The 11,594-nt window shown below is 46.8% G+C and carries 9 protein-coding genes; 2 read left to right on the forward strand and 7 right to left on the reverse strand.

Annotated features, from left to right (window positions below):
* Nucleotides 1–94: 94 nt before the first annotated feature.
* The 3 genes from AC3WQT_RS23915 to AC3WQT_RS23925 all read right to left on the reverse strand — a co-directional run bounded on the left by AC3WQT_RS23915 (nucleotide 95) and on the right by AC3WQT_RS23925 (nucleotide 2,571).
* Nucleotides 95–748 (reverse strand): hypothetical protein, encoded by a 654-nt coding sequence (locus AC3WQT_RS23915; protein ID WP_492707752.1) that lies wholly within the window; start codon nucleotides 746–748, stop codon nucleotides 95–97.
* Nucleotides 745–1,755, reverse strand: a complete 1,011-nt coding sequence (locus AC3WQT_RS23920; RefSeq protein ID WP_492707754.1) for a hypothetical protein — start codon at nucleotides 1,753–1,755, stop codon at nucleotides 745–747. The genes AC3WQT_RS23915 and AC3WQT_RS23920 overlap by 4 nt, the downstream gene beginning before the upstream one ends.
* A 414-nt stretch (nucleotides 1,756–2,169) precedes the next feature.
* Nucleotides 2,170–2,571, reverse strand: coding sequence for a hypothetical protein (locus tag AC3WQT_RS23925; protein WP_492707756.1), 402 nt, complete (start codon nucleotides 2,569–2,571; stop codon nucleotides 2,170–2,172).
* 341 nt (nucleotides 2,572–2,912) lie between these two features.
* Between AC3WQT_RS23925 and AC3WQT_RS23930 the strand changes: the two genes are divergently transcribed.
* A complete protein-coding gene (locus AC3WQT_RS23930) occupies nucleotides 2,913–3,590 on the forward strand; it encodes a hypothetical protein (RefSeq protein ID WP_492707758.1) in 678 nt (225 codons plus the stop codon).
* Nucleotides 3,591–3,709: 119 nt separating this feature from the next.
* Here the strand turns inward: AC3WQT_RS23930 and AC3WQT_RS23935 are convergent, their stop codons facing one another.
* Nucleotides 3,710–4,378, reverse strand: coding sequence for a hypothetical protein (locus AC3WQT_RS23935; protein WP_492707760.1), 669 nt, complete (start codon nucleotides 4,376–4,378; stop codon nucleotides 3,710–3,712).
* 525 nt (nucleotides 4,379–4,903) lie between these two features.
* Nucleotides 4,904–7,069 (reverse strand): metallophosphoesterase, encoded by a 2,166-nt coding sequence (locus tag AC3WQT_RS23940; protein ID WP_492707762.1) that lies wholly within the window; start codon nucleotides 7,067–7,069, stop codon nucleotides 4,904–4,906.
* On the opposite strand from AC3WQT_RS23940, the gene AC3WQT_RS23945 reads away from it, so the two are divergent.
* Nucleotides 7,068–7,193: a hypothetical protein gene (locus AC3WQT_RS23945; protein WP_492707764.1), complete on the forward strand. Its 126-nt coding sequence runs from the start codon at nucleotides 7,068–7,070 to the stop codon at nucleotides 7,191–7,193. The genes AC3WQT_RS23940 and AC3WQT_RS23945 overlap by 2 nt on opposite strands.
* A 105-nt stretch (nucleotides 7,194–7,298) precedes the next feature.
* Here AC3WQT_RS23945 and AC3WQT_RS23950 read toward each other — a convergent pair whose 3' ends face one another.
* The gene (locus tag AC3WQT_RS23950; protein ID WP_492707766.1) at nucleotides 7,299–9,095 is read right to left on the reverse strand and encodes a DUF4214 domain-containing protein; all 1,797 of its coding nucleotides are present in this window, start codon (nucleotides 9,093–9,095) and stop codon (nucleotides 7,299–7,301) included.
* Nucleotides 9,096–9,469: 374 nt separating this feature from the next.
* The gene (locus tag AC3WQT_RS23955; protein WP_492707768.1) at nucleotides 9,470–11,590 is read right to left on the reverse strand and encodes a DUF4214 domain-containing protein; all 2,121 of its coding nucleotides are present in this window, start codon (nucleotides 11,588–11,590) and stop codon (nucleotides 9,470–9,472) included.
* Nucleotides 11,591–11,594 lie beyond the last annotated feature (4 nt).

The following is an 11,594-nucleotide window of genomic DNA, read 5'->3' on the forward strand; positions in this document are numbered from 1 at the left end:
AATATTTCAAAACTACTTTGGTGCCGAAGACTGTCTGCTGCAAATAATTTGACTAAAGGCAGACTACTTCTAACTTTTGAGGTTTTAATCGTAACTACGTTTTCTCTGAATCTTGCGTAAAAGGTGACATCGGGTTCAATATCCATACTACTGAGGTAATGACGATGTGATACGTGTTGTAGATGAAAGATTTCAGGACCACAATAATGTAGTAAAAAAAAGTCGCAAAAAATACGAATACTACTTTCGCTAAGATCGCTCTTTTAAATTCCCATGGGAAATAATCGGATTTCTGCACCATATCAATTAGGCTAGATAAGATCCCCCCAGCGTTGCCAAAAATCTTAATCATTAAACAGATTACGAGAAAACTCAGATAAACAACAAAGACCTCAACAAAGGCAAAAAAATTGTGCTTCAAGTAATTTAAGCCAGATGTTTTATTTTGAGTTTCATACATCCTGATAAATAGTTCAGGCTTTGTTAGTGTTGCGAAGATGGTAAATCCAGCGATGAGAAAACCAAGCACTTGCGAACCAAAGCCCAATCCAAGCTCGCTCATAGACCTAATAAGTTCGATATATCTTTTATAGTCTGTTGATGCATATATGGTGCTTATCGTCAGTATGACGATAAGACCGATAGTTGTGTATCTATTGAAGTTGGAGACTCTTAGGTTACTTACACTTCTTTTGTAAATCGCCCAAAGATTTTTTTCTTCAAATAGATCTTCGCCTTTAAAATTCATTTGACCCTCAAATCTTCAATGATTCTTTTAAGCTTAGTGCGCGCCCCACTTCCTGCTTTTTTAATTGACACAATTCCGCTATCGACTTGTTTTTGCAATGCAGCCAGCGCACTATTTGCCGCCCTTCCTACATCAGAAGGTATCGTAGTAATTGGAATAGCGACCTTAAATTGCTCGTTGTTTCCATTTAATTTGTCTCCTGCTAAATCTTTACCACGGATAGTGATTCTTGAATTGGCTTCTTCGGCAGGCGTTGATATAAAATCAATAACGTGCGCCGCTTGCAGACCAACTTCTCCAGGTTTTTCAGTTTTTATCGTCAATTGATCAGCACCTACATCGTCTTTCACAGTTCTCAACTTGGTAAATAGTTCATAGTTATCAAGCTCGTTATTCGTATTTATCAATCGTATTTCTACTGCATTAATTACTTTGAATTTTCTAACAAATTGTTTGATGTCGGTGCCTGTTGATAACTCGACAATTTCCAAGGATGGTAAGGGCCAATTTCTGAAGAGATCAACTTTTTTAAGCGGAGCTGAAGTATTTTTATTTAACTTATACATATCATCAATCCAAGTCCGATGTGCCTTCCTTAGAAAACTTGCAATTGTTGTTGTGAATGTACCAAGTAAGGGGGAGCCAGCGTTTTCTCGGATATAGAGTAGCTTGTGATTCGATAATAAAAGAACAAAAAAACTTGCTGGAGCACTTGGCATCGCTTGGTGATCTTTTATGATCTTTCCATCTTCAAAAATTTGCTCTCGTACGACAGATGTTTGCTTGATGAACCGACCCGCAATCGCTAATTCAGGGTTGTCATCTGTGCTTAAATTAATGATTTTTACGTTATGCAAAAAGTATTTTGAATCCCCGTGACCTCGCGCATATTCATCAGTAGTAAATGCTGGGATTACAACTTCATGGCATAGGTCAAGTAAAACTAATTCATCACCAAATTTACATATGAAATTAGCAATATTTAATTTTTGTTTGAACGTGGCCATGAAATCCCTCTTGATTAGATATAGTTATTATAAATAGTAATAAATAATACAATATCATTGAGGGCGTTATAAGTGTTTATTGAAAAGGTAATTTAACTATTTTTGTACTTTTAAAGCCTGTCTAAAAATTTCTGACGTAGCGACTAGGACTCGTTCGTAAGCCACAAAAAGGGGGGGCTCATGCACAGAGCTGCTCTTCCATCTTGGCGTCCTAGTTTCTAATAAATCAAAAGATATGATTGGTCAGCATACGCATTCTTTTCCCTAAAATTCGGATGGCGAATCGTCATCGATCTTGAGCTACTCATCCTACAATTACCCTAGTTCATAGACTGTTTTAAAAAAAAAGCCTGTTTGCCAAAGGCAAACAGGCGCGGACTTATCTTGCGCTTTAATTAAAGTTAAGTCAAAACCTCACTGCGGTGGCTTCACCGGTACAACCAGTTCACGCGAGATGCCGCCACTTTGTTCACTGCCGGATTGGGTTCCTGCTCCGCGCATGCGTTGCAGGCAGTATTCGCGGTCTTCTGGTGGATGGGAGTCGCAGCGGCGTTCACGGTTGCGCTGGAGTTGCTCTTCGCTTGCTGTGGTGAGGCTGTCTGATTTGGCTTGCTGTCTGGCTGCACCAGCTTCGCGCAGGCAGGTTTCTTTTGACTGATTGGACTGGCCGTTGAGGCAGAGACTCTTCTCATATTCGTAGCGTGCGCGGGCACTGGCGCTGGTGTCCTGGCGGTCTGCAGCCACGCACATATTGACGAACAGGAAGGAGGAAATGAGTCCTGCAATCAGGCCAACTGCCTTTTTGACGGCAGGCATGTGTGACTCTCTATGCATAAATTGGGTGGTGGTATCTTTTGTTTGATCATGTTTCATGGCATGGCCTCATTGAAATGGTAAAGATTTTGTCCATGCGAGCATAAGGCAGGTGCTGGTGCACTGCCATCAAGCCCACAATTTATCTTGTCGCTGATATGAGTGTAGTCGGCGGTGTACTTTATTTCTGCGTGCTAGCGCACATTGGAGAATAAAATCTTTGTCTGTAGTGGTATGGGAAAAGTTGACATCAAGTATCATACCGATGCTCATGTCGCGCATCCAGTGTCACTGAGCTGCGTCAACATTATGTGCATCCATCGTATTAGAAAGATCAATAGCCCATGAAGCTCGCCACACCTATCCAAACATTTATCCAATTTTGCACCCTGTTACTGACCGTGGTGCTGCACAGCAACTGCCAAGCGCAGCAAAGCACATTCTTTGGCAAAAAGCTGCCCGCTATCGCACCAGCACTGCGTGATTTTGTGCCGCCTGGCTGGGCGGTGGAAAACCAGGTCAGTGGTGACCTTAACGGTGACGGCATGGCAGATATTGCCGCAGTGGTAGTGGAGGGCAAGGGCGCTACTGATGACAGGCAGCGTGGTTTGATTGTGTTGCTTGCGAGCGCTGGCAAGGGATACAGCTTATTGGGCAGCAATGGCAAGCTCCTGCAGTGCCAGGGTTGCGGTGGTATCAAGGATGGTGTCAATGTCACTGTCAAAAATGGCGTGCTGGTGGTTAGCCAGTACAGCGGTTCGCGTGAATATTCCGTTTACACCTGGCGCTTTCGCCTGGATGCACCCAGCCAGCGCCTGCAAATGATAGGGATAGACGAAGAAGAGGCGGATGGCATGGTGGGCAAGGGTTCCACCGTCAGCACCAATTTGCTGACTGGCCAGCAAATCAGTGAAAGCTATCAATATGACGAGAAACGCGATCGTAAAGTCATACTTAATTCCAAGAAAGGCAAGGTCGCAAAAAGCGTGACTTTTTTGGAGGATGCGGTTGGGAGTCAATAGATACCAAAAACTAGGTTTGGTAGAGTGCAGTAATATTCATTCAATTAGATTCTGATGCTTTGAAGGGAGACTGTAATGGAATCACGGCGCTAGTTGTGTACTGCACTTTTTTAATGTGGCTACGGGGTACCATTGATTTTAATTTGTTTATACATGAATTTATCATGCTCTGTGAATTCAGTTCCTGTAAGGAGATGATCGAATTTCATATCAAATTCTTCTACTGTATCAGCAATCCATAGTGAAAGCTCACGAGCAGTGAGTAAAATATTTACCCAGCTTGCATCTGAAGCAGCATCGAATGTGAATATAAAACCGTTACCTTTAAATTTTTTCATCAGGCTTTCTATTTTCTTTACTGGTGGAATAAGGCCGTCTCCATATTCTCCTTTATAGTGAACAAGTTCATTTCTTAACGAAACGATGAGGTCATAGGATTGAAAAGGTTCGTGAGCGGCATTCCAAGTATGGCCATTTGAAACTGATGCAATGAGATTCCATTTGTCCTTAAATTTCATATCTTTTCGGATTGCGTGAAGTACATTCCAAAAATTAATTGGTACATTAGGATTGCCTCCCAAATTAACAATCCCAGTGCACAGTTCATTTAATTTTGCTTCTATGACGGACCCTCCCATTAAAATTGAAGACGTGTTTGCAAGTAAAACTTCGAAGTCAGAATTGGCTTTCTTCGCTATTTTTGAATAATGACGACAGCCTCGTATTAGGTCGTCCGAAAAAATATATAACGATGCTCCTGTTTCAAGATGCTTGCATAGCTTGGGCATGGTATTTTTCCTGGGAACTTTATTAAAAGCATACATTTTGTACACTGCTATAAAGAAGTCTACATTGATATGGTCAGAGGAGCGTAATCGCAAGCATGTTAATTTACTCCATCAAATCTGATAATTGGTGATATTTGCTAAGGCAGAATCAAGCCAAGGAAGTAACAACATTCTTATGACGGAAGATTGCAACATGATTTCAACCAAGTAGGGTGCGTTACAGCGCACCGGTTGTGTCGGTATAACGAGGATGGTAGTAAGTTAGAAATCGGTGCGTTGCAACGCACCCTACAAATTGCCGTATCGCGCTTTGTGCAAGTATTGCATGAGGTGTGATATTCAACAACTGTGATGAGCTATACATTTCAACGCTGAACATGCGTACGATTACGTTTCACTAATCGTACCTACGCGAGATTAAAAACAGCGACGTTTTGAGAATGAGATGTACCTATAAAACCATCATCACTCATCTTTGGAAATCATCCCCGTTTTTCCTATGAAAAACGGGGATGAACAAGTGCATTAATTAAAACTTGCAGAGCTGGTATTCGTATTCGTCAGCGTCTGGTTCTTGAAATTGATGGTGAAGCGCTCGCTGGGTTTGCCTGAACCCAGTCCTTTGAGGATGCTGAATACTTGCTTGAACTGGTTTTGGAAAAGGACATTGACCGCATTCTGGTCTGATGGTTTTCCGTCAAGCATGCTGATAGCAGCCGGGCTGGCCGGGAAGGCGTTCATCAGGACCTTGTATTGCTTGACCCGGTCTGTGCCCATGTCACGCAAGGCGAGTTCGCCTGCATAGACGGTGCGGTGGAAGTCGCCATAGAACTCGTATGCAGTGATCTTGGCGAAGTCGTCTAGCTTATAACTGGCGGCAGTGGCGAGTTGTGTTGCCTTGTTGGTTGCCACTGTCCAGTCGGCAGTCAACTGACTGGCAGAGACAGGTGTTCCGCTAGCGCTGCCTTTGGACATGCAGGTGGCGCTCAGGGGCAAGACGCCTGGGATGTCTTTCAATTGCGCGAACGTGACCTGGGTTTGTAATTGCGACAGGATCAGCATTTGTTTTGCATCAAGGCTGGTGGCGGCTTCTTTCATTTCGCAAGGCCAGTATTCATCCATGAAACGCAGGCGTGAGAGTTCACCAAAATAGAAGCGGGTAAATTCGCCATAGGATTTGGTGGCAAGTATGTCTTTGCTCCAGCGCTTGCTGACGTCAGCGGCGAGGCTGCTGTTTTGCAGGTAGTCGTACTCGGTCTGGTAATACTTGAAGAGTTCGTTATAACGGGCCACATTATTGAGTGAAACGGTTTCGATATCGACTGTATCCTGGTCTTTGTATTTGACGATCTTGTAGGCGGCACCAAATACGGCTAGTGATGGCGACTGCACATTGACGAAGTAATTGCCGGATGCGTCCTTGTAATCATTCGTGCCATTGAAATGCATGTGGCCGCCCATGTGCAATTGCATGCCGGTGGCTGCCAGTGCGGTGGTGGTGGCCAGGTCAGGCACACGTGCCACCTGGAAGGCGCCCGACTTGAAGACTGCCTTCATGGAATCAGTCTGGTTGGCGTAAAAATCCATGGTCGGATAATGCGAGAAGGCAATCAGGCGTTTGCCCTGGGCCTTGGCGCGGGCGTTGACTGTCTTGATCCATGCCAGCAAGTGTTTTTTATGCGTGAGCACTTTGTTCCAGCCTGCATTGCCTGCGCCATCAAAGCCTTTGAATGCCTTGGCATTGACAGGGTCAAATGCGCTGTTGGGGATGTGGACATTTGCATCAATCGAGAGTAGCCAGACGCCCTTGACAGGTTCCACCAGATAGCTGGAATCGATAACGCTGGTGCATTTGGTAAATGCCTTGCCCAGGGTTTTTTCGCCTTCTGCCTTGTAGCTGCCACCTTCGCCTTCGGCACAGATTTCAAACTGGCGGTTTTTTACATCGGCGCTGCTGAGCGCTGCGTCATAGGTGTAGGTGGCATTGGCATAACTGGAAAATGGGGTTTCCCAATACACGTCAGCCTTGTTGGGCATGTAGCCAAATTCACCCAGTTGAGCGATCAGCTTTTCGTAACCGAGCTCCATGAGCTGGTTGGTGCAGGCGACAGTGGCGTCCTGTGATTTGCAGCCGGAATAATTGATGGCATAGACTTTTTGTTCTTTACCTTCTGCCGCCAGGAAATCGTTTTTGCCAGCTTCGTCATCGTCATACGGTTCATTAGGATCATGATTGCCGGGGGCGATAAAGAAGCGCATGCCTTTGACCTGATACTCCTTCAAGATGGCGGCAATGCCGTCGATGTTGACGGGTTGTGCATCATCAGAATAATCACCGGACAAGGCTACCAGGCGTATGCCACGCGCATAAGCGTCATCCAGCGCACCACGGAAGGCGAAGTAGTTTTCATTGAACAGGCGGGTGGAAGTCAGTTGCGCATACATGGTGCGTATGGTGGCAAATTTGCCGTCACCAGTGGGTATGCCAGAAAACTTGGCGTTCTTCAGGTCACCATAAACGTTTTCAAAATGCACGTCAGACATGACGGCCACTGCTGGTGTTTCGGCTACTGGCTCTGGTGTTGGTGCTGCGGCATCCTTGCTGTTGCCGCAGGCGATCAGTGCCAGCGGCAAACATAATGAAAGCAATTGCTTTGCGGCTTTGCCTTCATTTAAAAAACGAAGATTCATGGTCATTCCTGTCACAGGTTTGGAGTCACGCCTGGTGCATGGGCATCAGGTGGATATGGATAGCGGCACTGGTGGCGAGGCGGAAACGAGTAGCGTTGGCCGCCTTCAGTGGCTGGAATTGTAAAGTTGCTTGATGACAAGCCTGTGACGATGATTCTGCAGATACTGGGGGACTGTTGTGTTGCCTGAAAAGCGCCCAGGTTATACGAACCCAGGCGCCAGCGCAGCGTCACACTTGCAAATCATTGCTCACAACGGAACCTGTGCTGCCTATCAGTTTGACGATGATGTCTCCTGCATTTACTGTCATGCCAGTAAGATGTTCATATATATACTTCCCTGCAGCGTTACCGCTAGCGACATAGACCATGAATGCCTTGTGGTCATTATCGCTGAGCGTGCCTGCGCCGTTTGCGATATTGGCTGCGAGGCTGTTCAAGTCGGATGAAGCGATGTTGATACTTCCCATGGACGATGCCTGGGCACCGGTATGAAGTACTTGCCTGCCATTGCTGACTTTGAAATTGCTGATGGTGGTCAATTTTGTCGCGATATTGCCAAGAGTGGAATCGACGACGGAGAAATGGTTATTGACATTGGCATAGACTGGCATATCGATTGTGACCAGCCCTGCGCTACCTGTCAGATTAAGGCTGCCCAGAGAATCCGGGTTGATGGTGACATTGCCAGAACCTGAAAGTTTCACATTATTGGTGCCAAGTGCTGCCGACAGGTTGAGTTCGGTCGCATGACTTGCGCTGGTATTGAGATTAAGGGCAGTAAAAGCGCCCCCCATATAGATGACCACGTCACCTGCGCCGCTTGTTTCAGTAATGCTTGTGTCGCCACTTCCCACGCTTATCATGATGGCGGTATCTGTACTCAGGGTCAGATTTTCTGCTTGCGATATTGAGACCCAGGTAAAATTTTTCAATTGAGCTGCGCTCAGGCTTGTTGTGCCTGCATCGGTAATCAGCAGCCTGTTGCCGAAGGGGCCAGTGGTTCTGTCAACATGGATGCTTTGCCTGGCATGATCCAGTTCAAACCTGGCTCCCACGAGATTGGCATTGGTGGTACTGATTTCTACATAGCCGCTGCTCTTTGACAGTTGTTTGACTACCTGATTCGATGCACCCAGATGCACGCTTGCACTAATTGCATTGTAGAGATTGACAGTCTGTGCCACGTTTCCCAGATAAATACTTTCCGTAGCTCTGTAGTCGTTAATGATGCTGAACTGATTCATGAAAGGGTCAGCAATATCACTATACTTATACTCGCTATCGAGCAAATTCAATGTGGACACACCTGTTACGACAGCGGGGTGCTTCACGGTGCTGTCATAGTTGCTGACACTTAATATATCCGTGCCGCCGCTGCCCTTGATCGAAGTTCCGCCAGTCTTCAGGGTCAGGTCTGTTGCCAGGAAATTGTCGTTGCCACTGGTGCCCGTGTTGGCGATGCCTGGCTTGACGACAAAAGATAATGTAGCCGGATCAGGCATGGCCGTGAAGACTGTATCTATGTTTTTTATGGCGACCGTCGCTGAATAGTTGTTGGTTACACCGGCCAGCCATGCTTTTGTGAGATCGAAGGCGTTCCCATTGCTTTGGCTATAAGCCGCCTGTAAAGACGATTTTTCTGCCATTTTGCTGGTGAAACTGTTGGCTGCAGCCAGTTTGGATGCGACCGAGGTAATATCTGAACCCGTGGCCCCAGCCAGAATAGCGATCGCGAGTTGCCCGATAGTGACGCTGCCTTTGTCGATCTGCCCTACCCAGTAGGCAAGGCCAGCCGGATCGGCGTCGTGGTTGAAGAGATTATTAAATAGTGCGTTGACGCTCTGTTTCGTTGAGAGTACTGAAAAAATGCTGGCGTATTCAGGCTGTTTGGAAAAAGACTCGGCAATTTGTACGGTTGTAAAATCCGCTTGCGCTCCAGTAGTCCAGTAAGCCAGACCGGCAACATCAGCAGGGCGGTTGAAATAGGCGATGTAGAGATTTTGTATGTCGTTGGGGCTTGGCATTAAGGACTCTTGCTGATTAATATAAGAGGGACTCGAACGAGGTTTTTATGTTATTGACGATGCTGTGCTTCTGCGCTTTTTTGCTTCTGTATTTATATGCAGGGGCGAGAACGCATTTGTAAAATTCTCCAGCATTCATTGACACGCAGGACGTGTGTGAATGACAGAAGTTCGCAACATATTTTCTCATGCTGGCCATGATGACTGCAATGGTCAATGTGGGCAATGTGTATGTAGCACAGTGCCGTGAGACATCTGACGTGCATTTGTTGGCGCTCTCCGTGAGACATATTTTCCAGCGCGGCTGGAGTGTACATCATCTTGTTTTCAATGGCCTGAAAGTCAGACTCTTATTTGCTGTTTCTGTGTGGGGATTAAAAGAGCAAATCAGTCGCAGTAATATTGCCTGTAGAGCCAGTCAGCTTGACGATGATGTCCTGGGAGTAGACGGTCAGGCCAGAGACATGTTCGTACATGTAGGAACCGGCAGCAGAGCCGCTTGCAATATTGACGATAAAGGCACTGCCGGCTTTGAAGGAGCCCGTGTAGCCGGCAAAGTAGCTGGCAAGATTGCTGGCTATATTGCTATAGTCAGAAGAGGCGATGTTGATCGTCGCCAATGACGATGCAGCAAGCCCGGTGTGTAACACATCTGCACCGCTGGCCTTGAAATTATTGATGGTAACGAGCATGGTTTCCATAGCGCTCAGGGTAGAGGTTTTTACGCTGATCTGATCGATCCCCCCACCGTTTGCTGCAAGATTGATGGTTTCCAGCCCGTTATAACCAGTAATGGTGAGATTGCCGCTTTTAGCGGCATTGACGGTAAGGCCTCCTGTGCCGTTCAGGTATAAATTGGCATTGACACCGGCGACGGCATTGACTGTTGTTGTATGGCCGGCATAAGTACGGAGTGCCAGCGAGCCAGATCCGCCAAGATTGACCGTGACGGCACCGGTGCCTGCAGTTTCATAGAAGGCGCAATCGTTGGTGCCAGTGGTATTGACGGTCGTTGTGCCATTGACCGTGCCGAACTCGCTTATTGTGCAGCTACTATATTGGCCAAGATTGTTTATCGTGAAATTGCCCGTTCCCGTCAGGCTATATTCGCTTTTGTAGTTGGTTTCTATCGTGGTGGGAACAGTGCTGTTGATGATCAGAAAAGTTCCGAAACCCTTTACTTTCAATGATCCGGCTGTGCCTGTGGCTTCGATTTTTCCGGCCACATTCGGGTAGACAATATAATTGGCAGTGCCAGCGAGTTTCAGGGTCTGGTTCCAGGCGTATTGCGAAACAGTGATTTGCTTGTCCGTTGGGCTGTTCAGGCTCGTCATCGCACCGGAGTTATCCACGTAAACATCGACAGTGGGGCTGAAGGTCAGGTTTTCTGATTCGTAAAGTTTGATGCTGTAGATATTGCGCATTTGCGCTTCACTGAGGCTTGCAGTGCCGGCATCACCAATAGTGAGATGATTATTTTTGCTGCCTGCATTACTGAGGTCAATTGAAACACCAACAAGATTGGCATTGTTTGCATATATATCGACCTCACTGGAACCTGGGGTGACCTGTTTGATTACCTGACTAGGGGCATTGAGTTCGATCCATCGCCAGCCCGAGGTCTGGTAGAGGTTGATTGTCTGGGCAACGGTCCCCGTTGATAGCTTGCCCTGAGGTGCCGTGCCGTAGTCGTTGATAGTCGTGAATTGATTCAGGAATGTTGCGCCGACATCATACATTGATCCACTCTCCAGCAAATTCAGGGTGGGTATACCGCTTACTCGTGCCACATGTACTGCTTCGCTGATCGGTGTAAAGATGCTGAGGACATCTGTGCCGCCGTTGCCAATAATGCTTGTGCCCTGTGTCAATAAGGCCGCTTCCGATGTCATGAATATGTCATCGCCTGCGGTACCCAGATTTGTTGTGCCGGCATTCACATTCAATGTCACTGCGGGCGGTTTTGTCATCGCCGCAAAGGTAGCATCCAGTTTTGCATTGGCAGAGGCATTGCTGCTGGCATCGACTACGCCAGCCAGCCACAGCTTGGCGATACTAAAAGTGTTATTGCTGTTTTCGCGGGTGTAGGCTGCCTGCACAGATGCATTCACCGCCATCTTGCTGGTGAAGGTGCTTGCTGCAGACAACTTGGCCGCCACGATGCTGGCATCACTACCGGTTGCGCCAGACAGTATGGCGATGGCAACTTGGCCTATTGTGAACGTGCCGTTACTGATTTGTCCGGCCCAGTATGCCAGACCTGTTGGCTCGGCATTGTGGTTGAACAAGTTTTTATACAGGGTATTGACGGTTTGCGTTGTCGTTAAATTTGCAAAAGCGTCTGCATATTCTGCTTGTTGTGAAAACAGCTGCGCAATCTGCACCGCAGAAAAATTGGCTTGAGCGCCAGATGTCCAATAGCTTAAACCAGTCACATCTGCAGGACGGTTGAAGTAAGCGATGTATAGGTTTTGGATGTCGTTTGCGCTTGCCATGGTA

Source organism: Undibacterium sp. FW305-107 (assembly GCF_058788535.1).

Excerpts from the sequence above, each read along its gene's own strand:
- AC3WQT_RS23915 (WP_492707752.1), bottom strand. The coding sequence starts at position 748 with ATGAATTTTAAAGGCGAAGATCTATTTGAAGAAAAAAATCTTTGGGCG.
- AC3WQT_RS23920 (WP_492707754.1), bottom strand. The coding sequence starts at position 1,755 with ATGGCCACGTTCAAACAAAAATTAAATATTGCTAATTTCATATGTAAA.
- AC3WQT_RS23925 (WP_492707756.1), bottom strand. The coding sequence starts at position 2,571 with ATGCCTGCCGTCAAAAAGGCAGTTGGCCTGATTGCAGGACTCATTTCC.
- AC3WQT_RS23930 (WP_492707758.1), top strand. The coding sequence starts at position 2,913 with ATGAAGCTCGCCACACCTATCCAAACATTTATCCAATTTTGCACCCTG.
- AC3WQT_RS23935 (WP_492707760.1), bottom strand. The coding sequence starts at position 4,378 with ATGCCCAAGCTATGCAAGCATCTTGAAACAGGAGCATCGTTATATATT.
- AC3WQT_RS23945 (WP_492707764.1), top strand. The coding sequence starts at position 7,068 with ATGGTCATTCCTGTCACAGGTTTGGAGTCACGCCTGGTGCATGGGCAT.
- AC3WQT_RS23940 (WP_492707762.1), bottom strand. The coding sequence starts at position 7,069 with ATGAATCTTCGTTTTTTAAATGAAGGCAAAGCCGCAAAGCAATTGCTT.
- AC3WQT_RS23950 (WP_492707766.1), bottom strand. The coding sequence starts at position 9,095 with ATGCCAAGCCCCAACGACATACAAAATCTCTACATCGCCTATTTCAAC.
- AC3WQT_RS23955 (WP_492707768.1), bottom strand. The coding sequence starts at position 11,590 with ATGGCAAGCGCAAACGACATCCAAAACCTATACATCGCTTACTTCAAC.